The sequence below is a fragment of the Mycobacterium sp. IS-1496 genome, assembly GCF_001499995.1.
Lineage (GTDB): Bacteria > Actinomycetota > Actinomycetes > Mycobacteriales > Mycobacteriaceae > Mycobacterium.
On the sequence record NZ_LQIU01000034.1, the window covers coordinates 60,064 to 84,147 of the forward strand.

General features: G+C 65.5%; 24 protein-coding genes. 14 read left to right on the plus strand and 10 right to left on the minus strand.

All coding sequences use genetic code 11. The features are described 5' to 3' along the window. Window positions 1-59: 59 nt before the first annotated feature. Both AU195_RS17375 and AU195_RS25275 read left to right on the plus strand, forming a co-directional pair. The gene (locus AU195_RS17375) at window positions 60-479 is read left to right on the plus strand and encodes a TIR domain-containing protein (protein ID WP_059160303.1); all 420 of its coding nucleotides are present in this window, start codon (window positions 60-62) and stop codon (window positions 477-479) included. A 65-nt stretch (window positions 480-544) separates the two neighbouring features. Further along, window positions 545-2,323, plus strand: a complete 1,779-nt coding sequence (locus tag AU195_RS25275) for a TIR domain-containing protein (protein WP_082703099.1) — start codon at window positions 545-547, stop codon at window positions 2,321-2,323. 8 nt (window positions 2,324-2,331) lie between these two features. Here the strand turns inward: AU195_RS25275 and AU195_RS17380 are convergent, their stop codons facing one another. Then, window positions 2,332-2,832 carry a TIR domain-containing protein gene (locus tag AU195_RS17380; protein ID WP_059160436.1) on the minus strand — a complete coding sequence of 167 codons (501 nt, stop codon included), beginning with the start codon at window positions 2,830-2,832 and terminating at the stop codon, window positions 2,332-2,334. 270 nt (window positions 2,833-3,102) lie between these two features. Between AU195_RS17380 and AU195_RS26385 the strand changes: the two genes are divergently transcribed. Together AU195_RS26385 and AU195_RS25750 are read left to right on the plus strand one after the other, a co-directional pair. Then, entirely contained in the window at window positions 3,103-3,582 is a 480-nt protein-coding gene (locus AU195_RS26385; protein ID WP_082703100.1) for an HIT family protein, read from the plus strand. Continuing rightward, window positions 3,569-4,183, plus strand: a complete 615-nt coding sequence (locus AU195_RS25750; RefSeq protein ID WP_157531165.1) for a hypothetical protein — start codon at window positions 3,569-3,571, stop codon at window positions 4,181-4,183. The genes AU195_RS26385 and AU195_RS25750 overlap by 14 nt, the downstream gene beginning before the upstream one ends. Window positions 4,184-4,707: 524 nt before the next feature. On the opposite strand, the gene AU195_RS17385 is transcribed toward AU195_RS25750, so the two are convergent. From AU195_RS17385 to AU195_RS17410, 9 genes are all read right to left on the minus strand, one after another. After that, window positions 4,708-5,184 carry a C40 family peptidase gene (locus tag AU195_RS17385; protein ID WP_082703107.1) on the minus strand — a complete coding sequence of 159 codons (477 nt, stop codon included), beginning with the start codon at window positions 5,182-5,184 and terminating at the stop codon, window positions 4,708-4,710. After that, the gene (locus AU195_RS25755; protein ID WP_157531166.1) at window positions 5,154-5,408 is read right to left on the minus strand and encodes a hypothetical protein; all 255 of its coding nucleotides are present in this window, start codon (window positions 5,406-5,408) and stop codon (window positions 5,154-5,156) included. Before AU195_RS25755 ends, AU195_RS17385 begins: the two co-directional genes overlap by 31 nt. Before the next feature lie 221 nt (window positions 5,409-5,629). Then, window positions 5,630-5,773: a hypothetical protein gene (locus AU195_RS25760; protein ID WP_157531167.1), complete on the minus strand. Its 144-nt coding sequence runs from the start codon at window positions 5,771-5,773 to the stop codon at window positions 5,630-5,632. A 275-nt stretch (window positions 5,774-6,048) separates the two neighbouring features. Then, window positions 6,049-7,815, minus strand: coding sequence for a hypothetical protein (locus tag AU195_RS25765; RefSeq protein ID WP_157531168.1), 1,767 nt, complete (start codon window positions 7,813-7,815; stop codon window positions 6,049-6,051). Between the two features lie 278 nt (window positions 7,816-8,093). Then, window positions 8,094-9,053 (minus strand): hypothetical protein, encoded by a 960-nt coding sequence (locus AU195_RS17390; RefSeq protein ID WP_059160305.1) that lies wholly within the window; start codon window positions 9,051-9,053, stop codon window positions 8,094-8,096. A gap of 9 nt (window positions 9,054-9,062) precedes the next feature. After that, the gene (locus tag AU195_RS25285; protein WP_082703101.1) at window positions 9,063-10,082 is read right to left on the minus strand and encodes an AAA family ATPase; all 1,020 of its coding nucleotides are present in this window, start codon (window positions 10,080-10,082) and stop codon (window positions 9,063-9,065) included. Beyond that, window positions 10,069-11,472: a toll/interleukin-1 receptor domain-containing protein gene (locus AU195_RS17400; protein ID WP_059160307.1), complete on the minus strand. Its 1,404-nt coding sequence runs from the start codon at window positions 11,470-11,472 to the stop codon at window positions 10,069-10,071. The genes AU195_RS25285 and AU195_RS17400 overlap by 14 nt, the downstream gene beginning before the upstream one ends. A gap of 1,035 nt (window positions 11,473-12,507) precedes the next feature. Beyond that, window positions 12,508-13,359: an aldo/keto reductase gene (locus tag AU195_RS17405; RefSeq protein WP_059160308.1), complete on the minus strand. Its 852-nt coding sequence runs from the start codon at window positions 13,357-13,359 to the stop codon at window positions 12,508-12,510. Window positions 13,360-13,364: 5 nt separating this feature from the next. Next, window positions 13,365-14,195, minus strand: coding sequence for an aldo/keto reductase (locus AU195_RS17410; RefSeq protein ID WP_059160309.1), 831 nt, complete (start codon window positions 14,193-14,195; stop codon window positions 13,365-13,367). Between AU195_RS17410 and AU195_RS17415 the strand changes: the two genes are divergently transcribed. The 10 genes from AU195_RS17415 (at window position 14,194) to rnc (ending at window position 24,082) form a co-directional block, all read left to right on the plus strand. Next, window positions 14,194-15,333, plus strand: coding sequence for an alpha/beta hydrolase (locus AU195_RS17415; RefSeq protein ID WP_059160310.1), 1,140 nt, complete (start codon window positions 14,194-14,196; stop codon window positions 15,331-15,333). The genes AU195_RS17410 and AU195_RS17415 overlap by 2 nt on opposite strands. A 24-nt stretch (window positions 15,334-15,357) precedes the next feature. Further along, window positions 15,358-16,116: a DsbA family protein gene (locus AU195_RS17420; RefSeq protein WP_059160311.1), complete on the plus strand. Its 759-nt coding sequence runs from the start codon at window positions 15,358-15,360 to the stop codon at window positions 16,114-16,116. Further along, window positions 16,113-16,745 (plus strand): vitamin K epoxide reductase family protein, encoded by a 633-nt coding sequence (locus AU195_RS17425; protein ID WP_059160312.1) that lies wholly within the window; start codon window positions 16,113-16,115, stop codon window positions 16,743-16,745. Before AU195_RS17420 ends, AU195_RS17425 begins: the two co-directional genes overlap by 4 nt. Before the next feature lie 34 nt (window positions 16,746-16,779). Further along, window positions 16,780-20,163, plus strand: a complete 3,384-nt coding sequence (locus tag AU195_RS17430) for a pyruvate carboxylase (protein ID WP_059160313.1) — start codon at window positions 16,780-16,782, stop codon at window positions 20,161-20,163. Beyond that, on the plus strand, window positions 20,160-20,717 hold the full coding sequence (rsmD, locus tag AU195_RS17435; RefSeq protein ID WP_082703108.1) for a 16S rRNA (guanine(966)-N(2))-methyltransferase RsmD: 558 nt from the start codon (window positions 20,160-20,162) through the stop codon (window positions 20,715-20,717). The genes AU195_RS17430 and rsmD overlap by 4 nt, the downstream gene beginning before the upstream one ends. Window positions 20,718-20,753: 36 nt before the next feature. Beyond that, window positions 20,754-21,230 carry a pantetheine-phosphate adenylyltransferase gene (gene coaD, locus AU195_RS17440; RefSeq protein WP_059160315.1) on the plus strand — a complete coding sequence of 159 codons (477 nt, stop codon included), beginning with the start codon at window positions 20,754-20,756 and terminating at the stop codon, window positions 21,228-21,230. Between the two features lie 79 nt (window positions 21,231-21,309). Beyond that, the gene (locus AU195_RS17445) at window positions 21,310-21,876 is read left to right on the plus strand and encodes a hemerythrin domain-containing protein (RefSeq protein WP_059160437.1); all 567 of its coding nucleotides are present in this window, start codon (window positions 21,310-21,312) and stop codon (window positions 21,874-21,876) included. A gap of 144 nt (window positions 21,877-22,020) precedes the next feature. Continuing rightward, window positions 22,021-22,758, plus strand: a complete 738-nt coding sequence (gene sepIVA / locus AU195_RS17450) for a cell division protein SepIVA (protein WP_059093655.1) — start codon at window positions 22,021-22,023, stop codon at window positions 22,756-22,758. A 56-nt stretch (window positions 22,759-22,814) separates the two neighbouring features. Further along, entirely contained in the window at window positions 22,815-23,381 is a 567-nt protein-coding gene (locus AU195_RS17455) for a YceD family protein (RefSeq protein WP_059160316.1), read from the plus strand. Beyond that, window positions 23,378-24,082, plus strand: coding sequence for a ribonuclease III (rnc, locus tag AU195_RS17460; RefSeq protein ID WP_059160317.1), 705 nt, complete (start codon window positions 23,378-23,380; stop codon window positions 24,080-24,082). The genes AU195_RS17455 and rnc overlap by 4 nt, the downstream gene beginning before the upstream one ends. The last annotated feature ends 2 nt before the right edge of the window (window positions 24,083-24,084 follow it).

The following is a 24,084-nucleotide window of genomic DNA, read 5'->3' on the forward strand; positions in this document are numbered from 1 at the left end:
GGTGTCTACTACCTACGTAGACTCGGGCATGGACGGCACCGACATAGCGGGGAGGCACGGTGGCGCGGCACGTTTATTTTGCATTCGACTATCAGGACGTTTTCAAGGTCAACCAGGTGCGACGAGCGGGCCAATTCGTCGGAATCGCGCGGGCCGGCTTTCTCGACGCATCGCAGTGGGAGAAGTTGAAGCTGCTGAACCGAGCTGTTATCAAGCGCACCATAGACGCAAGTTTGATCAACACCTCAGTGACGGTCGTCGTCGTGGGTGCGCGTACTGCATCCCGCGAGTGGGTCCGCTACGAGCTCGACGCGAGCATTGCTCGCGGTAATGGCTTGTTGGGGGTGTACTTGCCTGGCGAGTCGGGGCATCCCAAACCAAGCGCGCTCGAGAGAGTGGGTGCACCGCTGTTCAGCTTCGATTTGCAGCGTTTCGCCACCTGGGTCGAGGCGGCAGCTTTGCGCGCAGGTCGACTGTGACTATTTACATCCTGAGTGCCGGGTTGAGTGGCGCTCCACACGCAGCCCAAAGATTCCTTGACGTAGTGGCCGCGGATCTGGAACTCGCGAACGTTAGTTGGCTAAACGACGAGAGCGCCGCCTATGGAGCCGCCTTCGTCTACGGCGACGGTTTGATACTTGCCAACCCAGGCCCCGGCGGATCCTTGTCTGAGGCCGGAATTTCGGCTGTCGAGGAAGCGGTTCGGGCAGGCGCAGTCATCCTGCCAGTCGCGATGACGGTCGACGCCCGCCGACCGCCCGATGCGGCGGCAGAAGCGCAAAGTTTCGATTGCGTTGACGCGGCACGGCAGCGTGGCATTCCAGCCGGCGACCACATCAACGTTGCGCACGCCTTCTCTAGGCAGGCATTAGCTCGAGTCGTACCGACGATGGCGACCAGCCGACTGCGGCTGTTTCTGTGTCATCGACGAAGCGACGGCGAAGACTTCGTGGCCGCCGTCGATAAGGAACTCGCGACTATTCATCAGCCGTTCTTCCGAGACCTTATGAACATTCAGGTGGGTGACGCCGCACAGGATGAGATCGATGAAGCGCTTAGTACTGCCGATGTTCTGGTTTTCTTCGATACACCAGATGCTGGCGAGTCTGCTTGGGTAGCACGTGAACTCGGCGCAGCCCTGGGTCGGGGCATACCTGTGGTATGGGTCCGGATCGGCGAGCTACCCGGTCGCGCACCACTTCCGGTCTGGCCAAGCGGGACTCCACACATCGTCATCGAAAATCTTGCCGCAGCGTTGGCGGGCGATGGGGTGATGCGGGCACTCGCTGAGCAGATACTCATCGAGGCGGACGCTCTTAATTACAGCCATTTTCGGCGGGCGCGCGAGACATTTGCACGCATTCGACGCCAAGCTAGGGAACTGGGACGGGACGTTCAGACCCTTGACGCCCGCCTTCAGATCTTCAGCACACGGCAAGACTCTGAAGACCAGCCGTACCCAACCCGCCCGACCGTCCACATCCTGCAGGTATTCGCGCGAAATCCGACAGCAGAGGACCAGGATGATCTAATCCGCTGGCTATCTGAAAACGGATACGGGCCTCACGAGGCCGAGTGCCGGGCATTCGACGCAGCGGTGATGTTGAGTCCGTTCCCGGGCGGCTCGCTTGTTTTCGGCGACTTCGGCGTGGTGCAACCTGCCCAGGACTACCTGACATCGCTAGCGGAGCCGACTGCTGTGCGAGGTTCCACTCATGACGGGACGCTTCTGTTGTTGGGCGCGTTCCCGTCGGCAGTTTCGACTCACGCAGCGGTCATCGAGGCGGTGCAAGCTACAGCGGGGACGTGGCTCGACCTGGGCGGGCGAATCGTGTGCGGCGGACATCCAACGTTCGTGCCGCTCCTAACCCAGGCGGTACGCCTACGCGGTTTGCCGCCGGATCACTTAACTGTCGTTTGGTCGCGCTTCTACGCGAGCGATGACAGCATCGACGCGCTCAGGACACAGGCTGTCGTGGTGCCAGTCGATGGTGTGATCGGCGATAAGGCCGTATCACTTACGCTCATGCGCAATAAGCTCATCTCGGTTTCGGGCCGTGCGATTGTGCTAGCTGTTGGAGGGCGAACAAGCGAAATGGGCCAGCATTCGCCGGGGCTTGTCGAGGAGACGTCCTTGGCTCGTGCCGCCGGGTTGCCAGTGTTTGCTCTCGGTGCCGCGGGAGGACAAGCGTCTCTGATTGCCGGCGAGGCCAGGGCCGGCGGTTGGGCTACGTTGGGCAACCGACTGTCGGACGCAGAGAATGAAGAGATCGCTACAAGCGAAGATTACGAAGGAACAGCGCGGAAACTTTGGTCGCACTGATGCGGTTGTCAACTGAAGTCGTTGCGAATCGTGATCGCTTCTTCGACCCAGTCGGCGATGTTGCCCTTGATGTACGAGTACACATTCGTGCTCGTCGAGTAGGGTGGATCGTACACTTTCACGACTGAGCTTAATGGGAGCTTATCCAATCCAATAGTGAAGTCATCGAAGGGATTTCGCCCCTTGGTCGATTGCTGTTGACTCAAATCCTTGAGGTTGTGAATGTGGATGCCAACCAGCCCTCGCCCGTCGTCCCAGGCCTTTTTGATCTCGTACTTGACCCATTTGCGACCAGCGGAAGCACTGCCAATGAGGACGACGTCGCAAGACTTGCCTTTCATGTTGTCGTCGATCCATTGCTGGATGGCGGAGTCGCCACCGGCCTTCACGTCTTCCCAACCATTCGCGGATAGCAGGGGCTGCCCTTCGACGACACCCATGTTCTTCACCTGTTGAACCCGATGGCTGTCGTTCGTATAGTGAAACGTGTAGTAAACCTTGCGCGCCATCATCTGCTCCCTGAAATCATCGCTTCCGTCGTCACGCTAGTCTGCAGGGCTGACAACGTCGCATAGGACACGGCGGTCGAGGCCGTGTGGCTGCAACGATTCTCTGGCGTAAGGAGCGGCTGCTGTGTCGGAACCAGGCGAGCATCGGACTTGTTCGCGCCGCCAGCGTTAAGGTCCAAGCATGCAGCTTGCGTCCGATGCTCAATTGCCCGTGCGTGCAGCTATCGGTGTGGCGAGTGGCGACCTTTCGTATTTGGGATTTAGGTAGCGATGTCGCATGCGTCCGGTGGAGCAAGAGAGGTAAGTGACGTGCTTGAGCCCACGTGTCCCTTCTGCGACATAATCGCCGGGGCTGCGCCTGCGCGAGTTGTCGCGAACTTCGAATTGGCGATTGCATTCTTCCCAACGAGCCCAGCGGCCGTGGGCCATACCCTGGTTGTACCGAAACGCCATTTAGCACAAGTTTGGTCTCTTGACGCGACTACGGCCGCGTCCCTCTGCCAAGCGACCATGGCGCTCGTTCACGCTGTGAAGCACGCGGTGAATCCAGAGGGATTGAGTGTCATTCAGTCAAATGGCGAAGCTGCGACGCAGACCGTTGCCCATCTTCACATCCATGTCCTGCCGCGGTGGGTCGACGATGGCATCGGACCGAATTGGCCACTAGAAGCCACTGTCGATTCTGAACCACTCGAGCGTGCTCTTGCCAAAATGAGGTCTGACTTGGAGGTGCAGGGTGACGGGTTATGACCTGAACAACCAGAACGACCGCGATGACCGACGTAAGCATCTGGATTTAATTGCAGCCGTCATCGGACGGATGGGCACTGCCTCGGCGCAGGCAAAAGGTTGGTCAATTACCCTTGCCGGGGCAGCTTTTGGTGTGGCAGTTCTTCGCGAGAACGCCTGGCCTCTCATTGTCCTCGGAGTCCTAGTCCTTGCGGTGTTCGCGAAGATCGATGCCCACTACCTAAGTGTGGAGAAAGACTTTCGTGATCTCCACGAAGCAGTGCGCGACAACCAAGTAAAGCCGTTGTCGATGGAAACGAGCCAAGTGCCACGCCGGCCATCGAACCCCTCGTATTCGTCGTGGTCCATAAAGTGGTTCTACGCGCCCCTGATGGCGGCGGGCGTGCTCCTGCTGGCTTACTCATGCGCGAATCCGAACGCCGAGGATACAAAAACGAACGTGGTCGTGAACGTGCCTAGCTATACGCCGCCTGCCGTGTCTACCCCGCCACACAGCTCACCCGTGCCGGCTCAGGTCGGCCCGCCCAACCCTCCACTGCCCCCGACTCCAATAGATCAAACCGCGCCAAGTCCGACGGCTCGAACCCAGCCCGACAAGTGACACGACAAAGCCACGGGGAGGCTGTGCTGCGCAAGTTAGAGTTGAGGATCTATAGGGCGGCGCTTAGGGGCTGGTCCGTTCTACTGCGCGTGCTGGGTGCGTGAAGCCAAAGGTTGGGTGTGGCTGGGGAGGATCAGCTCGCGCACCGGATAAGGCAGTGCGCCGAGGTCGAAATCCCCGTGTGCCAAGATGTGCCGTGCCAAAGGACGACCAGATGCCCAGGGCGTCGAGAATGCCACGAACGCAGCAGAAGTCGTCGACTACGTGCCCGGCCAGATTCCAAGGTCGCCAAGAGCCCCGCGATAGTGGGTCCCTCGGAAGTGTTCATGGCCTGCGGCCTGGCGAACGCGGTGATCCCTGGTGTCGACTTCGCGACCGGCAACACGGAAGGGGCGGCGCGGGCAGCCACCATCGGCCAGTACCTGGCCGGTCAGAACTTGATTTCGTTCGTGAGGTTGGGTCTGCTGCACGATAGGTGACAGGTTGACCTATTCGTGCAGCAGACCGATCCCGGGCAACTGCGGCTAGCGGGGCGTCGAAGCGACAGAGGTGCGCGCCACGTAGCTCGACGACATCGGCGCGATGTGCACCACGTCGCCGGTTTGCGGGGCGTGCACGACCTGGGTGGCGGAGATGGCCAGCCGGACGTGGCCGCGGCCGCGGCCGTCGTAGGACGACCTAGAGAAGGCCAGGTCGCCTGCGCGGACCTCGCCGGGTGGCGCCGAAACGGGCTGCGTGACTTGAGTGTAGGTGTCGCCGCCGAGTTGCACGCCGGCCTGCCGCCAGGCCCATTGCGTGAGCCCGTAGCAGTCGAGCTCGTTCGGCTCCTTGGTGCCCCAGACGTAGGCGACCCCGCGCTTGCTCAAGTCGGCCCGCACGGCCTCGGCGCCGGGTCCGCCGGGTACCGAGGCAGCCCGCTCGTCGTCGTCGTCGTCGACGTCGGCGTCGGGCGCCGCGCGCACGCTCCTCGTCAGCACCGTCCGCCGCTGGGCCGCCGCCATCGGCGACCACGGCCCTGTACCGCGGGCTGGCGTGCCGCCGAATCGGCTGCCGCCGAACGACATCGGATCGGCACCCAACGGCGAACCGCCCGGCCGCTGTAGTTCATGGCGCGCACCAGCGCCGCCATCCGGGCGTCACGGAGCCGGTGGGCGGTCACCACCCCCTGCTGCTGGGCGACGCGGCGCCGCAGCGCGATCACCCGGGCTCGCTCTCCCGCCGGCATGCCGGTTTAGGGCACGAGTGCAGTGGTCAGCCGCAGCACCGTCGTGGGCGCTGGCGGACTGGGTCCGCCCGTCACGGTCGGAACCTGCCGCGTCTTGCAACCTCCGGCCGACGTCACGGTCGAGGTCGGCGAGCCCGCGCAACCCCGTCGAGGCGTCATCGACGAACGTGCCGTAGCGGGAGGCGAACTCGCCCGACAGTCCCGCCGCAACATCGCGGATCTCACTCATCGCTTGGCTGCACCACCGAGTGCGTCGGCGGCAGCATCGGCCCCGACGCGGCGCCCGATTCTGGTGGGTCGCCAGACAGCGCGTGCGAGCGGCACATCACGCCGCCGACTTGCTCGATGATCGCGTTAACCGTCACCCATCGATTGTCGGGCCGCTGGGCGGCACGGTGAGACAGAATGTGCCGACGTCTCCCGCGTCTCCGCGGAGGTCTGCCAAACGCCTTCATCGATCGTTTTCGCCCGCCTAAGTGGCCAGTGCGACGGGATCACGTGCCGACAGATCTGGCAGCGTCTTCTATCCTCTGCCTCGATCGACGTATGCCATTTCGTGCCCTGATCCACGCCGTGGCGCTCAGCGCCGGCTAACGAAGCCCGACGCGGGCTTTGGCGCTGGGCGAAGACCGAGATCCGACTACCTCCGGTGAAGCTCGTGCAGGTAGATGTCGTCATTGTCGATCGACTTGATCGTTGCATACACCCTCATCCGGGGATGTCCGTCCTCTGCGGCGAAGTCGTCGAACGACACCTTCGCATCGATCATCCAAGGATCGATGTTGACCAGCCAGTGCCCTTTTTGCTTCGGTCGCAAACAAAGCGTTGCGGCAATCTTGTTTCCGACGCGGAGCGTCGACCTCAAGCGTTCGGCAGGGTCGGAGCGCACTCTCTTCAAGGACATGCGGACGCAATCCCGCAGAGGATCGACACCGAGCACGACCGCACTGACGTGTTCCCCGACCTTGAGCGGAAAAGCGGACGCATCCCCCCAACGCGTCCAGTCCGACAGCCACGACAATTCGCTGTTCAGTATGGACCCACGCACAGATGCTCGAGACGGAGGCGAGACCTGTTGCGGCGCAATGATGTCGACCCCGATCTCGGCGTACGACTTGGTCGTGACGACCGCCGTCGCGCGCAGCCCCGGACTCAGCCAGAGGGGAAGTTCGGCAACTCCATCTTCACGAGGCAGCAAGGTGACGCGAATCCGCTTCGATGCCGTATCGATCGAATCGATCGTCAACTGGACGTCGTCTTCGAGAGCGAGGGGATAACTACGCAGACTCCGAAGCGACGTTTTGGCGGCTACTCGGTAATCGCTGCTTGACAAGACTTGCCCAACTCTGGCTATGGCTAGCAGGGGTTCGAACCTCGGAGAAGGGACACCCGCCGCCTCGTTGAGACGGAAGATCAAAAGCGACTGTTCCTTTGCCACCAGACGCCCGGTAACCCGATCACCGACCTTCAACGAGCCGGCGCTCCACTCCGTCGTCACCCGCCGAACGGCAACTCTTTGGCGCGCACGGTCTACTCGGTCCACCCGAACTATCACGCGTTCGCCGAGGCACCCTGCGAGCCCACTCGCCGTGAGGTGAGGCATTCCGTTGAACGATCGAGGCATCACTGCGTTGAGGATCGCCTCCTCATCGATTCGAACGACGACAGTACCGTCAGCACCGCCCCGCACCACTGTTGCAAAGAGCTCCTCGCGACCGCTTCGAGCACCCTCCAACCGGTCTAGCGTCTCGTCCAACTCTCGCGCTTCCGGTGGCTTCGGACCTTCGATGGCAGCTAATTCCGTGACGTCATTGCCCAGTGTCCTCAACCGCAAAGCGCTGCGGCCTACGGGGATTTGCACGGGTGACTCTGCGCGCACGTTGATCCGAACTAGGGTCTCTTTGGAGAAGTCGTCGGCGGAGCTCGACAACCAGACGAGAACGGGATTCGTTGCAGGAACGGCGATTGAGAATCGCCGGCGTTCGCCGATTCGACCGAATTCGATCGTCGTGCCGTCGCGGGCGAAGCCAAGCCGCCATTTCGATAGAACACCGCTGGATAGGAAGTTCCGGTCAACCTGGGTGGGCTCGAATTGACTCACGTCAGGAGCGCCGAACCCCAAGGCAGCACACATCTGCGCCAAGCTCCATGCGCCAGAAAGGCGAAGCATCGGTTCCGGCAATCTTTTCAGCGCTCCGGCGGCCCACGTGAGGAGATTGGCGCGGCCATGTTGCGTGATGTCTGCAACCAGTGATAGCAGCACCTCGTCTACCGCCGACTCATACGACTCGCGTGTGACGTACATCCAATTTATCCGCGATTCCAACTGCACTAGAGCCGGGAGGTCGCCGGTCATCGAATGGATGAGCGGCTGGAATTGCACCAATCCGTCGACGCCCAGAATCACGACTGCTTCGCGAAGGCGACGCCGAAGCTCGTTTGCCACCTCTGGTTCGATCGTGAAGCCGTCGAACGCAACGGCCTCTACGAGATCCGAAGAACAGAGATCCGCCTCTAGTTGCAGCGAGCTGCATGGTAGTGCTGCCCGTCGGACGCGGCGCAGTAAGGGAAAGGGGATGAAGGGCTCCGTACTGAGCAACGCGGCGACAGCTCCGACGTCCCTCGAGGTACTCCCGGCACCCGCGCCCAATAACTCTCGCACGTTCCGATCTAGTTCGAGGCCGGTCAACGCGTTACCGCGATCCATCGACTCCTGACGTCATCGACGCGTTTGGCCGCTGCGTGATCGCCGAACCACACACCCACACAAACGTGCCCGCGCCTGCGGGCTCTACGGATAGCCGCGTCGAGGGCATCGAAACGCAATCCCGGAGTCTCTCCGGACCCGCCCGACACGAAGACGAGCACCAGACGAGTTCCAGCAGGTGGATGATATCGATAACCATCCTGCGCAGTGACGTTGATGCCCGAGTACAGCGAAACATCAGCATTCACCTCCGAGCAGATCGCCGACGGCCATAGACGCGAGATTTGACGGGACAACGCATCGGCGTCTTGTCTGAACGGACCTACCGCGATCGCGATATCGCGCACGAGCTGGACATGCGTGGGACGCCGCCGCCGGATTTGGCGAGGAACTCGTCGAATTACCTTCCTGCGGGCCATCAGCTCGACCGTTGGCATGACGTCGATGGACTTCGCCGCCGATCTCGGCCGAAGTTCGTCGCGCAGCGTCGATTGAGTGACGAGCGCCGCCAGCTCCGCCGTCGACGGCATGACCTCGCTCTCAACTGACTGCAAGTACCGTTGCCAGTCGGTTGACGGCGCGTCCTCCGGGCCGAGGCCTGCCGCAGACGCTCCGCTCCGCGTCATCGTTCGGCTGGCGAGCTGCACGGAGTTGAACCACATGGGATCGTCGATCGAATCGCCGCCGTCGAAGAGAGGATTGGTGGGCGACGCGTTCGCCTCTCCGCGCGATCCGTGCCCGTGCCGCGATGAATCGATCCCAGAGACCGAGCCTTCGGCTACTTCTACGTCGAGTTCAGGGTCGTCCGTGGCATCTGCGTCGGTGACGGTGGAACTTGATTGCGGCTCGACCCGAAAGCCGATCAGCGCCAGTGCCCGCTCCAGGTCGACGATATGGTCCCGATACGCGAGTAACTCGACGGCCTCCTTATACGTCACGCGGGCGTCTCACCATTCCCTGCGCGCAGCCGGTTTCTCGACCACGAGCCGTTCGATGATCGACCAATCAGGCGAGTCGATGCTCATGTCCAAGGCGAGCAGAGTGCCGATCAAGTCCAGGAACTCGGCTGTGCTCGCGTGCACGGTGCCGCCCGATCCGGCGGCGAATCGCTCCGCGAGTGCGTCGACTCGATCGCGGAAGCCGCTCTCCGACGACAGCGTGGGGTAGTGCAAGCGCGCCGCCGCGAGCAGCTGATCCTTGCCCGGCCGCGAAATCGGCATCGACACGCACCTGCGAATGAACGCCTCCGGTAGATCCCGTTCATCGTTGGTCGTCACGATCACTATCGGGCTGAACGTCGGCTGATCAGGCGATACGAACACCTTCGTATCGACTTCTGCCACTGGAAACTGACGACTACCTAAAGGAACCAAAAGTCCATTGCAGAAAGCGCTGTCTGCCTTATCGATCTCGTCGATGAGCAAAACCGCGCCCCGGCGGGAAGGCTCGTATCCAGCCAGGTGTTGAGGCGGGGTAAGCGGCGCTTGCCCCAGCTTCGCGAAGTCGTCAGCGTCGAGGTTTCTCGTTGCCGCAGAATCGGGGTTCAGTGCCCACCAGAGCGGGCCTGGTTCGAGATAGTCGAGCAGCGGCGCCTGGCCAGATTCGTTCTTCCGCAACGAACCGCCAGACGCGTCGTTGAGTCTGCGGATGACGTCAAGCCTCCAGAGCAGGTCGGCGGGGTCGGAGTCTTCGGTCACCACGTACTCGTAATAAGAGTATCCGAGGTTTCTCGCGACGAAACCGGCGAGACTTGATTTTCCGCATCCCGGCGGGCCCGAAAGTAGCAGTGGCCGGGAGGTGATTACGGAGACCTGTAGGCCTAAGACTATTTCGTCCGTATACGCGTACAGACGCCCATCGCGCCGATCGGCGGCATATCGGTGGTCATCCGGCAGTTCCGCGTTCTGCATGCCCGCAATGCGGGCGAGCACGTCAACGAGCTCAATAGACGCCTCAGTCATCAGCATCGACGGGTTGACTCTGATCGCACAGGGCCATCGTTTGACTGACGAATCGCCTGGCTTCGAGGTCTTCGAAGTCGCTAAGTTCCACTAGTGAATGGATGAGACCTGAGATCGTTGCTCCCAACATTCGCCTCCTGTTCAACATGACAATCGTCAATCCGGGAAAAAGGCCATGCAGTGTATCCGTGATGTAGTCGGCGGTGGCGACGTCGAATGCGTCTGTCCGCACTAGCGCGTACGCGCCGCGGTAACGGTTGTCGAAGTAGTCGATTACCGTGTCCGGGCCATCGCCTTCCGAAAGCCCCAATTCCTCGCGGATGGTCTCTTCGTAACGGCGCAACGCCTCCTCTGCTGGGGCTTCACCCACCACGTCGGGTAGTCGGAAACATTTGTACTCCGACGAGCACAGTGTCGCCCTCTTCACGATGTGCCGCCCGAGTCGATAAGCGCTCGTCGACACTCCCACGACTCGGGCGTCTGCGGGCATAGAGTTGACGGAAGCCATCGTTCGCGCAGCGCGATGGGGCACCCACAGCGGCAGGGTTCGGTCGAGCGCCAAATTCGAAAGATCGGGTCTCAGATAGGCGAAAACCTCGCGAAAGGCCTTGTGTAGAGCATCCAAATCGGTGGTGGCGAACAGTTGTGACGCGAGCACGCGCGGCTTGTTCGGGTGCTTCAACCACACCCTTCTATCGATGCCCAATTCGTCTGCCGCGCGCCCCAAGAATAACTCTGGCACTTCCGACAGAAGGTAGGTGACGTCCTCGATCCACCGGCGGGTCAGCGAATCGCCGCGAGCGGTGCGGTTGAACGTCGTGTCCGCTACTTCCCGGGCGATTTGCTCCGCAACGTCGTCTGCCGTCTTGGCGTTCCATTTCTTCGACGACGGCCGAAAGGGCAGTAGTACGTCGACGCCCGACCTCTTTGCGAGTGGACTCGCCTTCAGATCATCATCTGAAACGCCGCCGAGAAGCACCGGGATGACGCGTACGTCGTCCTCGATTGTGCGGCGGTACATCGCAATGCTGGCTTCGCGGGTCAAGTAATCGGCGCGCAACGCATCACGGTCGATGAGCAACACCACGACGGTGGATTTCGCTATCGCCTCGGCGATCACCGTGTCGGTCGACGAGCCCCCGCTCAGGAACGTCTTGTCAACCCACACATCGAAGGCTCTGTCGAATAGCTTCGTTTCCAGCTTGGGAATGAGACTGGCGAGGAATGCCTTCCTGTGGCGATGCTGCTGCCATGTGTCATGCTCGTCGAGTTCGTCGACCTCTTGATTCGTCGCGGCTTTCGGCTTCAGTCGCGAACTGTGGCTGAGAAAGACGTGGCCGTTCTCGCCGGACCTCAGACCGCTGGGGACGATTGCCGCACTTTGGGAAACGGTCACGCGTTGTGCTGGCCTCGGACAGAACTTGCGTTGGCGCACCTCTGCGAATGCATGGCGCGCCCCGGTCCCATGTCTGCTAGCAGCATTCTTTACCCCCTCGCCGTACATCAATGGCAAAGGCTAGCAACGAAGAGCTCGATGGACAGTGCAGACACTGCACGTGTTCGTGAATACCGCGCGTAACACGACGTCCGCAGCCAACAGCGGCTGGGGTCTTCCGACCTTTCGCTGAGTTCAGCGAGAACTTCAACGGCTGGGTGGGATCGACCGCTTCCTGTGGCGACAATGCGAGTGCGTTGTCGAGGGCCGGCAGGGGGCGATCACGACCGCACGCAGGACGGTGGCAACGCGCCAAGGGGGAACTGCTGTTCTCCCACGCCCTGCGGTCACAGCTGGTGGAACCAGCGAGCAGCGCCTTGCGGGTTGAGCGCACCCAGGCCCGCAGATCGGGCGGGAAGCGCCGCGGCTTTTCCGGGGCGATTGGAATCTCGTCGTGGGCCAGTTGGCCTCGGCGCACATCGACGGCCAGCGGATCGTCGGTGTCGGGTCGGCCACAAGGTCGCTCGCAGCGAGTGCCAACGCCGTCACGGAGTGCTCGTAGGCGGCAGTGTCGCGGTCGACGGCCGTGGTGATCCAGTCGACGCTGCGGCCACCGCAGACGGCGCACGCACAGCGCCACATCAGGCTGTCTGTGTAAGTTGGCGATCAGATCGAGGTACTTGAAGGACAGCAGCAGTACCACGAACACCGACATCGGCGGAGTGAAGCCGCTCTGCGAGTCGTCGGTCTTTCCTCCGGCCGCGGATAGAGGAATTCGGGTCTGGCGCAGCCAATTTGATGTCTTTCGAGCGGTTCCGCCACCAATCGCCATTCTCGTCCAGCCGCATGACGGGTGGGAGGATCGTCGTGGTGACGACGAACTGCGGTCATGCGTCGCCACCGATCCGGCGAACGTGCTGGCCCCGGCGGGGGGCTGCGCACAACGCAACGGCCGGCGCAAGGCGCCGGCCGTTTCGCGAAGAGAGGGTGGCTCCGTCAGGGGCCGGTATAGGTCTCGGGGTCGGGGCGGAAGCGGGTGCCCTCGTCGAGGCCGTTGAGGGTGGCCATCTGGTCGTCGGACAACTCGAAATCGAAGACCTCGAGATTGGACTTGACCCGCTCCGGGTCAGCCGAGCGCGAGATCACCACGTTGCCCAGCTGAATGCTCCAGCGCAGCAGGACCTGTGCGGGCGTCTTGCCGTGGGCCCCGGCGACATCGGTGACCGCTGCGTGATCGAGCAACCGGCCGACACCCAGCGGACCGTACGCCTCGGTCACGATGCCGTAGCCGGCGTTGACCTCGCGCAACTCGGCCTGGTTGAGCAACGGGTGCAGCTCGATCTGGTTGACGGCCGGGGTGAAGAACGACAGGTCGATGATGTTCGACAGGTGCTCGGCGTTGAAGTTGCAGACCCCGATGGAACGGGTGACGCCGTCCTCCTTGAGCTTCATCAGCCCGCCCCAGCTGTCGACGTACTTGCCGTGGTCACCGGCGGGCCAGTGGATGAGGTAGAGGTCGACGTAGTCGAGGCCGAGGCGCTCGAGGCTCGCGCGCGCGGCGTCCTGCGAGCGTCCGAAGCCGAGGTCGGCGACCGCCAGTTTGGTGGTCACGAAGATCTCGTCGCGCGGGATGCCCGAAGCGTTGACCGCGCGGCCGACCGCGGCCTCGTTGCCGTAGACCGTGGCCGTGTCGATCAACCGGTAGCCCGCCTCGAGCGCGGCGGCCACCGACCGCTCGGCCTCGGCCTCGGAGAGCTCGCCGACTCCGAGCCCGAGGACCGGGATCGAGTGTCCGTCGTTGAGGGAGACGGAGGGGATGCCGGCTGCCTCACCGCGCGTTGACGTCATGTCACCTATCCTGCGAAGTTGAAGGTTCGGGGGTCGGGCCCCAGGCGGGAGCCGTCCTCGAGAGACGAGATGGACGCCATGTCCCGCTCGCTCAACTCGAAGTCGAACACGTCGAAGTTGCTCTCGATCCGTTGTGGGTTCACCGACTTGGGGATGACGATATTACCGAGTTGTATATGCCACCTAATCAGCGCCTGCGCTGGGGTTTTCCCGTGTGACTCGGCGACGGCGGTCACCGTGGGGTTCGTCAGCAGCGATCCCTGGCCCAGTGGGCTCCACGCCTCGGTCGCGATCCCCAACTGCGCGTGCACCTCTCGCAATTCCCGCTGGGGCAGCAGCGGATGCAACTCGATCTGGTTGACCGCGGGCACGATGCCGGTCGCGTCGACCAGGACCCGCAGATGTTCGGGTTCGAAGTTGCTCACACCGATCGATCGGATGTGACCGTCCTCACGGAGCCGGGCGAAGGCCTTGAAGGTGTCGACGAACAGGTTCTTCTCGGGGACCGGCCAGTGAATGAGGTAGAGGTCCAGATGATCGACGCCGAGGCGGTCGACGCTCGCGTCGAAGGCGGTGAGCGTCGCGTCGTAGCCCTGCTCCGAGTTCCACAGTTTGGTGACGAGGTACACCTGCGAGCGATCCAGCCCCGACAGTGCGATCGCCCTGCCCGTCTCTTTCTCGTTGCCGTACGCTGCGGCCGTATCGACGTGTCGGTAGCCGGCGGCCAGCGCCGCCGCCACCGCGCGTTCGGTGTCCTCGGGCGGTGTCTGCCAGACCCCCAGGCCGACCTGAGGTATCGAATTGCCGTCGTTCAACCTGATCAGAGGAGCACCCATGCCGCCGAGTCTGCCAGCCACCGCACCGCCCGTCGGACCGACCGTCGAGGACGGCGACCCGGCTCCCCGCGGCAGGAGCCGGACTCGCGACGCCGTCGTCAACGCCGCGACCCGGGTGACGCTGCGCGCCCTTCCGCTGCTGCCCGAACCCGTCAAGCGGGCGCTGCTGGGTTTCCGCTCGGTCACCGTGGACGGCAACACCCTCGACACCACGCTGCAGATGCTCCTGGCGGCCCAGCGCGCCGCAGGCATCAACGGCCTGGTCGCCAGCGACGACGTCGCGGTCTCCCGGCGCCAGCTGCGCATCACCGCCGCCATGTTCGCCGCCGGCATCGTCTCCGACGTGACGGAGCTGGCCATCCCCGGCCCGGCCGGGCCCATCCCGGCCCGGCTGTACCGCCCGACGATCGAGGACCCCGAACCCGCCCTGCTCGTCTTCTACCACGGCGGCGGCTTCGTGATCGGGGACCTCGACACCCACGACGACCTGTGCAGGCTGATCTGCCGGGACGGTGGGATCACGGTGCTCTCGGTGGACTACCGGCTGGCGCCCGAGCACAAGGCGCCCGCCGCGGCCGACGACGCCTACGCGGCGTTCCGCTGGGCGTCGGAGCACGCCGCCGAATTCGGTGTCGACGCCGACCGCATCGCCGTCGGTGGCGACAGCGCGGGCGGCAACCTCGCCGCCGTCGTCTCTCAGCGGGCCCGCAACGACGGCGCCCGCCTGCCCGCCCTGCAGCTGCTGATCTACCCCGTCGTCGACGTGTGCAGCGAGACCCGCTCCAAGACGCTGTTCGCCGACGGCTACTTCCTCACCGCCCGCCACATGGACTGGTTCATGGACCTCTACCTCGAGGGCGCGCCGGTGGACCGTACGCACCCCGAGGTGTCGCCGCTGCTGGCCGACGACCTGTCGGGGCTGCCGCCCGCGCTCGTGCTCACCGGCGGCTTCGACCCGCTGCGCGACGAGGGCAACCGGTACGCCGAGGCGTTACGGGCCGCGGGTGTGCCCGTCGACCTGCGGGAGGAGGGCTCGCTGATCCACGCGTTCGCCAACTTCTTCCCGCTCGGGGGCGACAGCGCCACCGCCACCGCGGCGATGATTTCGGCGCTGCGCGCCCACCTCAGCCGGGGCTAGGAGGGCCGCCGGTACTCTTGTCGCGTGGCCACGAAACCGAAGAAGACGCCCCGCTACGACCTGAAGGCGGCCGATCGCAAGCGCAATCTGTTCGTCCAGATCGGTCTGACGGCGGTTGTCGTGGTGTTCGCCGTCGCGCTCGTCCTCTACATCGTGATGTCGGCGGAGGACAAGCCGGGCTCCGGCGAGGCGACCGCGGTGCGGGTGGCCTCGGAGAAGGTGGTCACCCAGGACGGCACCAGCGAACCCAAGGCGGTGCTGTCGCTCTACGAGGATTTCCTGTGCCCCGCCTGCGGCAACTTCGAGCGCCAGTTCGGCCCGACCATCAACAAGCTCATCGACACCGGGGCGGTCGCCGCGGACTACTACATGGTCTCGATCCTCGATGCGCAAGGTGAGGGCTACTCGTCGCGGGCAGGCAGCGCGGCGTACTGCGTCGCTGACGAGAACAAGGACGCCTTCCGCCGGTTCCACGCCGCCCTGTACACCGAGGGCATCCAGCCCGCCGAGGGTGGCGGCACCTACCCCGGTGACGAGCAGCTGACCGAGCTGGCGCGCCAGGCCGGCGCCGGCGGAACCGTGCCGGACTGCATCAAGAAGGGCCGCTACGTCGACATGGTCAAGGGCATGGCCAAGGCCACCGAGATCCGCGCCACCCCGACCGTGCGCATCAACGGTGAGGACTACGACCCGTCGACCCCCGACGCGCTCGTGGCCAAGATCAAGGAGATCGTCGGTGACGTGCCCGGCCTGGACGGTGCGGCGCCGGCTCCCACGTCATGACCGCCACCGCACCCGACACCGCCTCGTCGACCGCTTCGCCGGCCGGCCGGACGGCCGGGCTCGCGGTGCGGAAACCGAGCGCGGTGTGGGTGCTCATCGCCGGCGTGGTGGGTCTTGTCGCCGCGGCCACGCTCACCATCGAGAAGATCGAGCTGCTGATCGATCCCTCGTACACCCCGTCGTGCTCGCTGAACCCGGTGCTGTCGTGCGGGTCGGTGATGGTGACTCCGCAGGCCGCACTGTTCGGCTTTCCGAACCCGCTGATCGGTATCGCCGCGTTCGCGGTCGTCACGGTGACCGGAGTGCTGGCCGTGGCCAACGTGCGGTTGCCGCGGTGGTACTGGTCCGGCCTGGCCGTCGGCACGCTGCTCGGCACGGTGTTCGTGCACTGGCTGATCTTTCAGAGCCTCTACCGCATCGGGGCGCTCTGCCCGTACTGCATGGTGGTCTGGGCGGTGACGGTCCCGCTGCTGGTGGTCACGTCGTCGATCGCGCTGCGCCCCCTGGCCGGGAACGCCGCCGCCCGTGCGGTGTACCAGTGGCGTTGGTCGCTGACCGCGCTGTGGTTCACCGCGCTGATCCTGCTGATTCTGGTCCGCTTCTGGGACTACTGGTCCACCCTCGTGTAACACTCCGGAAACAACGTGGCGGTTAGGTAAACGCGTGATCTCCAAAGTCCTGGTCGCCAATCGTGGCGAGATCGCGATCCGAGCGTTCCGCGCCGCATACGAGATGGGCATCGCCACCGTCGCGGTGTATCCCTACGAGGACCGCAACTCGCTGCACCGCCTCAAGGCCGACGAGTCGTATCAGATCGGCGAGATGGGACATCCCGTCCGCGCCTATCTCTCGGTCGACGAAATCATCCGGGTCGCCCGGCACGCGGGCGCCGACGCGGTCTATCCCGGGTACGGATTCCTCTCGGAGAACCCCGAACTCGCGGCCGCCTGCGCGGAAGCCGGCATCACCTTCATCGGCCCCCGGGCCGAACTGCTGGAGCTGACCGGCAACAAGGCGCGGGCCATCGAGGCCGCACGCGCCGCCGGCCTGCCGGTGCTGCGATCCTCGGCGCCGTCGTCCTCGGTCGACGAGCTGGTCGCCGCGGCCGCCGACATGGAGTTCCCGGTGTTCGTCAAGGCCGTCTCCGGCGGCGGTGGCCGCGGTATGCGGCGGGTCACCGACCCCGACGCGCTGGCCGAGGCGATCGAGGCGGCCAGCCGGGAGGCGGAGTCGGCGTTCGGCGATCCGATGGTGTACCTGGAGCAGGCGGTCGTCAGTCCCCGCCACATCGAGGTGCAGATCCTCGCCGACCGGCAGGGCGACGTCATGCACCTGTTCGAACGCGACTGCAGTGTGCAGCGGCGCCACCAGAAGGTCATCGAGCTGGCCCCGGCGCCCAACCTCGATCCCGAACTGCGGGAACGGATCTGCGCCGACGCGGTGGCCTTCGCGCGTCAGATCGGCTACAGCTACGCCGGCACGGTCGAGTTCCTGCTCGACGAGCGCGGCAGGCACGTCTTCATCGAGATGAACCCCCGGATCCAGGTCGAGCACACGGTGACCGAGGAGATCACCGACGTGGACCTGGTGGCGTCGCAGATGCGGATCGCCGACGGGGAGACGCTGGCCGACCTCGGGCTGAGCCAGGAGTCGCTGCAGATCCGCGGGGCGGCGATGCAGTGCCGGATCACCACCGAGGACCCGGCCAACGGCTTCCGCCCCGACACCGGGCGCGTCACCGGCTACCGCTCGCCCGGCGGCGCGGGGATCCGGCTGGACGGCGGCACCGTGCTCGGCGCGGAGATCAGCGCCCACTTCGACTCCATGCTGGTGAAACTGACCTGCCGGGGCCGCGATTTCTCCACCGCGGTGGCGCGGGCGCGGCGCGCGCTCGCCGAGTTCCGGGTGCGCGGGGTGTCGACGAACATCCCGTTCCTGCAGGCCGTCGTCAACGACCCGGATTTCCGCGCGGGCCGCGTGACCACGTCGTTCATCGACGAGCGGCCCTACCTGCTGACCGCCCGCACCCCGGCGGACCGGGGCACCAAGATCCTCAACTACCTGGCCGACGTGACCGTCAACCAGCCGCACGGGCCGCGGCCGTCCACGGTGTACCCGCAGGACAAACTCCCGCAGATCGACCCCGCGGCGCCGCCCCGGCAGGGCAGCAGACAGCGGCTCGTCGAGCTCGGGCCCGAGGGTTTCGCGCGCTGGATGCGTGACTCACCGGCGGTCGGGGTGACCGACACCACCTTCCGCGACGCCCACCAGTCGCTGCTGGCCACCCGCATCCGCACGACCGGCCTGCTGATGGTCGCTCCGCACATCGCCCGCATGACGCCACAGTTGCTCTCGCTCGAGTGCTGGGGCGGCGCAACCTACGATGTCGCACTGCGCTTCCTGAAGGAGGACCCGTGGGAGCGGCTGGCCGCCCTGCGCGAGGCGGTGCCGAACATCTGTCTGCAGATGCTGCTGCGCGGCCGGAACACGGTGGGCTACACGCCGTATCCGGAGACCGTCACCACGGCGTTCGTCGAGGAGGCGACGGCGACCGGCATCGACATCTACCGCATCTTCGACGCGCTCAACAACGTCGAGTCGATGCGTCCGGCCATCGACGCGGTGCGCGGAACCGGAACGGCCATAGCCGAAGTCGCGATGTCCTACACCGGCGACCTGTCGGATCCGGCGGAGAATCTGTACACGCTGGACTACTACCTGAAGCTGGCCGACCAGATCGTCGAGGCCGGCGCGCATGTGCTCGCCATCAAGGACATGGCGGGGCTGCTGCGCCCGCAGGCCGCGGCGAAACTGGTCTCGGCGTTGCGTTCGCGGTTCGATCTGCCGGTGCACGTGCACACCCACGACACCCCCGGCGGTCAGCTGGCCACCTATCTGGCGGCGTGGCAGGCGGGTGCGTCGGCGGTCGACGGCGCCGCGGCTCCGCTGGCGGGGACGACCAGCCAGCCGGCGCTGAGTTCGATCGTCGCCGCGGCGGCCCACACCGAGTACGACACCGGGCTGTCTCTGGAAGCGGTCTGCGAACTCGAGCCGTACTGGGAGGCGCTGCGAAAGGTGTACGCGCCCTTCGAAAGTGGGCTTCCCGCGCCGACCGGGCGGGTCTACCGGCACGAGATCCCCGGCGGCCAGCTGAGCAATCTGCGCCAGCAGGCGATCGCCCTGGGGCTGGGAGACCGGTTCGAGGAGATCGAGGAGGCCTACGCGGCCGCCGACCGCATCCTGGGCCGGCTGGTCAAGGTGACCCCGTCGAGCAAGGTGGTCGGTGACCTGGCGCTGGCCCTCGTCGGTGCGGGCGTCACCGCCGAGGAGTTCGCCGAGGACCCGGCGCGGTTCGACATCCCCGACAGCGTGATCGGTTTCCTCCGAGGCGAACTCGGTGACCCGCCGGGCGGGTGGCCCGAACCGTTGCGCAGCAAGGCGCTGGCGGGACGCGCCCCGGCCAAACCGGTCGAGGAGCTGTCCGTCGAGGACGAGGCGGTGCTGGCCCAACCGGGCGTCAAGCGGCAGGCCGCGCTGAACCGGTTGCTGTTCCCGGGCCCCACCAAGGAGTTCGAGGCGCACCGCGACACCTACGGGGACACGTCGCGGTTGAGCGCCAACCAGTTCTTCTACGGCCTGCGTCACGGTGACGAACACCGCGTCGTACTCGAACGTGGCGTGGAACTGCTCATCGGGCTCGAGGCCGTCTCCGATCCGGACGAACGCGGGATGCGCACGGTGATGTGCATCCTCAACGGGCAGCTACGCCCGGTGCTGGTGCGCGACCACAGCGTCGCGAGCGACGTGCCGACCGCGGAGAAGGCCGACCGCACCAACCCCGACCACATCGCCGCCCCGTTCGCCGGGGTGGTGACGGTCGGTGTCGACGTCGGCGACACGGTGAGCGCCGGGGAGACCATCGCGACCATCGAGGCGATGAAGATGGAAGCCGCGATCACCGCACCCAAGGCGGGCACCGTCGACCGGGTCGCGGTCTCGGAGACCGCCCAGGTCGAGGGCGGCGACCTGCTGGTGGTCGTCAGCTGACCCGGATCATCGCCGGGGCACTCGGGGGCCGCCGGATCTCGGTGCCGCCCAGGGGAACCCGTCCGACGTCCGACCGGGTGCGCGAAGCGCTGTTCAACGTGCTCGACGCGCGGCTGCACTTCGACGGCATCACGGTGCTCGACCTGTACGCCGGATCGGGAGCCCTTGGGCTGGAGGCGATTTCGCGGGGTGCCGCGCACGCGGTGCTCGTCGAGCAGGACCACCGCGCAGCCGGGACGATCAGCCGCAACGTCGCCGAACTCGGGGTCGGCGCCGCGGTCGAGGTGCGGCGCGCCCCGGTGGCGGCCGTGCTGGCCGGCGGTGCGGACCGGCCGGTGGACCTGGTGCTGGCCGACCCGCCCTACGACGTGCCCGACAGCGAGGTGGAGGCGCTGCTCGCGGCGCTCGACGCGCACGGCTGGGCGCATCACGGCACGGTCGCCGTCATCGAGCGGCGGGCGTCGGGCACCGACCTGCGATGGCCCCCGCGTTGGTCGCCGTGGCCGTCGCGGCGCTACGGCGATACCCGGCTGGACATGGCCGAATGCGACTGATGTGACGCCTGTGGTGATCAGGTACCGTCGTCACCCATGAGTGGCGCGGTGTGTCCTGGCTCGTTCGACCCGGTGACCCTCGGCCACGTCGACATCTTCGAGCGGGCCGCGGCGCAGTTCGACGAGGTCGTCGTCGCGGTGCTGGTCAACCCGAACAAGAAGGGCATGTTCGATCTCGACGAGCGGATCGAGATGATCGCCGAGTCGACCGCGCATCTGCCGAATCTGCGGATCGAGTCGGGTCAGGGACTCGTCGTCGACTTCGTGCGGGCACGCGGGCTGACCGCGATCGTCAAGGGTCTGCGCAGCAGCACCGACTTCGAATACGAACTGCAGATGGCGCAGATGAACAAGCACGTCGCAGGCGTCGACACCTTCTTCATCGCCTCCACCCCGCAGTACTCGTTCGTATCGTCGTCGCTGGCGAAGGAGGTCGCCACGCTCGGTGGTGACGTGTCGGCGCTGCTGCCGGAGGCCGTGAACGTGCGGTTGCGGGCGAAACTGCGGGGTTGAGCGGAATCCGCCAGGGGTAGGACTGCGGGTGGCGCGCCAGCCCATCAGCGCCGCCCAGCTCACTTCGGAGGTTTTCGCCATGGTTGAAACGTTCGTTCAGTCGACCGACGACGTCGTCCGGTTCCTCAAAGATCAGCACAACCTCATCAAGGACCTGTTCGAGGAGGTGTTCTCGGCGTCCTCGGACGAGGCGCGGGAGAAGGCCTTCACCGAACTGCGCCAGCTCCTCGCCGTCCACGAGACCGCCGAGGAGATGGTGGTGCACCCGCGGGCGCGCCAGGAGATCAAAGCGGGGGACGAGGTCGTCGACGCCAGGCTGGCCGAGGAGCACGATGCCAAGGAACAGCTGTCCAAACTCGAGGGGATGGACTTCGGCTCGCAGGAGTTCCTGACCGAACTCACCTCGTTCCGCGATGCGGTCGTTCAGCACGCCGAGCTCGAAGAGCTCGAGGAGTTCGACAAACTGCAGCGTGAACTCGACGCCGACGATCTCAAGCGGCTGGCGTCGGCGGTGCGGGCGGCGGAGGCGATCGCCCCGACCCGGCCGCATCCCGGGGTGGAGTCGGCGAAGCTGAACTTCGCGGTCGGGCCCTTCGCGTCGATGATCGACCGGGCCAGGGACATCATCGGGGCCGCACTGCGCTGAGCGTGCCGGACCACTTGACATAACCTCGGTACCAACCCGTGCCAAACGTGCCTGGCCGGAGCGACACACCGGCGCGGGAAGCCGAGTCACAGGCGTAACACCAGGCACACTGGTAACCAACAACTACGCCTGGAGGGTGTTGCCGTGTACCGAGTTTTTGAAGCGCTCGACGAACTGGGCGCGATCGTCGAAGAAGCCCGCGGCGTGCCGATGACCGCAGGGTGCGTCGTCCCTCGCGGCGACGTCCTGGAGTTGATCGACGACATCAAAGACGCCATCCCCGGTGAACTCGACGACGCCCAGGACGTGCTCGACGCCCGCGACTCCATGCTGCGCGACGCCAAGGAGCACTCGGAGTCGATGGTGACCAACGCGCGCGCCGAGGCCGAGTCGATGGTCAACCATGCCCGTGCCGAGGCCGACCGCCTGCTCGCCGACGCCAAGGCCCAGGCCGACCGGATGGTCGGGGAGGCCCGTCAGCACAGCGAGCGCATGGTGGGCGAGGCGCGCGAGGAGGCCTCCCGGGTGATGGCCACCGCCAAACGCGAATACGACGCCAGCACCGGGCGGGCCAAGTCCGAGGCCGACCGGCTGATCGAGAGCGGCAACCTCGCCTACGAGAAGGCCGTCCAGGAAGGCATCAAGGAGCAGCAGCGCCTGGTGTCGCAGACCGAGATCGTGTCCACCGCCACCGCCGAGGCCACCCGGCTCATCGACGCCGCCCACGCCGAGGCGGACCGGCTGCGCGGCGAATGCGACATCTACGTCGACAGCAAACTCGCCGAGTTCGAGGACTTCCTCAACGGCACGCTGCGGTCGGTCGGCCGCGGCCGCCATCAGCTGCGCACCGCGGCCGGCACGCACGACTACGCGGCTCGCTGAGCGGGACGACCCCGGTGCGCCGGTGGGCACGCACACCCGCGCCGTAGGATCGAGGGATGTCCACGCACAGGGCAGCACGATCGCCGCTCGTGCTCGATATCTCGCGGCTGGGCCGGCGGCCCGGCTCGATGATGACCTTCCACGAGACCGTCCCGAGTCCGTCACGGATCGGGCTCGACCTGATCGGCATCGCCGAGGGCGCCCCGCTGACCCTCGACCTGCAGGTCCAGTCGGTGTCCGAAGGCGCGCTGGTCACCGGCACGGTGGCGGCGCCCACGGCCGGTGAATGCGCGCGATGCCTGACCCCGCTGACCGGTGAGGTCGAGATCGAGCTGACCGAGTTGTACGCGTATCCCGACAGCACCACCGACGCCACCACCGACGAGGACGAGGTGGCCCGCGTCGGCGCCAACGGGGTGCCCGACACGATCGATCTCGAACAGCCGATCATCGACGCGGTCGGACTGGCGCTGCCGTTCGCGCCGTTGTGCGGCCCCGACTGTGCGGGACTGTGCGCCGAATGCGGTATCGCGCTGGCCACCGCCGAACCCGGTCACCACCACGACACGATCGACCCGCGCTGGGCGAAGCTCGCCGGGTTGCTGGATCGAGAAGAGAAGTGACACTGGACCGTTCGCCGTTGCTGGCGGCGCTCGGGGTGATACTGCCCGACGATCTGCTCACCGTGGCGCTGACCCATCGCAGCTACTCCTACGAGCACGGCGGCCTGCCCACCAACGAACGGCTGGAGTTCCTGGGCGACGCGGTCCTCGGGCTGACCATCACCGAGGAACTCTTCCACCGCCACCCCGACCGCTCCGAGGGGGACCTGGCCAAACTGCGGGCCAGCATCGTCAACACCCAGGCGCTCGCCGACGTCGGGCGCACACTGTCCGACAAAGGCCTGGGGGCCTACCTGCTGCTGGGGAAGGGCGAGGAGAACTCCGGCGGCGCGGACAAGTCGAGCATCCTGGCCGACGGGGTCGAATCCCTGCTCGGCGCAATCTATGTCGAGCACGGGCTCACCGTCACCCGCGAGGTCATTCTGCGGTTGTTCGCCGGTCTGCTGGCCACCGCACCCACGTTGGGCGCCGGTCTGGACTGGAAGAGCAGCCTGCAGGAACTCACCGCCGCCCGCGGGCTCGGCGCACCGCACTACGTCGTCACCTCGACCGGACCGGACCACGATAAGGAGTTCACCGCCACGGTGCTGGTCACCGACACCGAATACGGCAGGGGCGTGGGACGCACCAAGAAGGAAGCCGAGCTCAAGGCCGCCGCGGCCGCGTGGACCGCGCTGTCCGCCACGGACGTCGACGCCTAGCC

Excerpts from the sequence above, each read along its gene's own strand:
- AU195_RS17415 (WP_059160310.1), top strand. The coding sequence starts at position 14,194 with ATGCCGCCGAGTCTGCCAGCCACCGCACCGCCCGTCGGACCGACCGTC.
- AU195_RS26385 (WP_082703100.1), top strand. The coding sequence starts at position 3,103 with ATGTCGCATGCGTCCGGTGGAGCAAGAGAGGTAAGTGACGTGCTTGAG.
- AU195_RS25285 (WP_082703101.1), bottom strand. The coding sequence starts at position 10,082 with ATGCTGATGACTGAGGCGTCTATTGAGCTCGTTGACGTGCTCGCCCGC.
- AU195_RS25755 (WP_157531166.1), bottom strand. The coding sequence starts at position 5,408 with ATGCCGGCGGGAGAGCGAGCCCGGGTGATCGCGCTGCGGCGCCGCGTC.
- AU195_RS17405 (WP_059160308.1), bottom strand. The coding sequence starts at position 13,359 with ATGACGTCAACGCGCGGTGAGGCAGCCGGCATCCCCTCCGTCTCCCTC.
- AU195_RS17385 (WP_082703107.1), bottom strand. The coding sequence starts at position 5,184 with ATGGCGGCGGCCCAGCGGCGGACGGTGCTGACGAGGAGCGTGCGCGCG.
- AU195_RS17380 (WP_059160436.1), bottom strand. The coding sequence starts at position 2,832 with ATGGCGCGCAAGGTTTACTACACGTTTCACTATACGAACGACAGCCAT.
- coaD (WP_059160315.1), top strand. The coding sequence starts at position 20,754 with ATGAGTGGCGCGGTGTGTCCTGGCTCGTTCGACCCGGTGACCCTCGGC.
- AU195_RS17410 (WP_059160309.1), bottom strand. The coding sequence starts at position 14,195 with ATGGGTGCTCCTCTGATCAGGTTGAACGACGGCAATTCGATACCTCAG.
- AU195_RS17445 (WP_059160437.1), top strand. The coding sequence starts at position 21,310 with ATGGTTGAAACGTTCGTTCAGTCGACCGACGACGTCGTCCGGTTCCTC.
- AU195_RS17455 (WP_059160316.1), top strand. The coding sequence starts at position 22,815 with ATGTCCACGCACAGGGCAGCACGATCGCCGCTCGTGCTCGATATCTCG.
- AU195_RS17425 (WP_059160312.1), top strand. The coding sequence starts at position 16,113 with ATGACCGCCACCGCACCCGACACCGCCTCGTCGACCGCTTCGCCGGCC.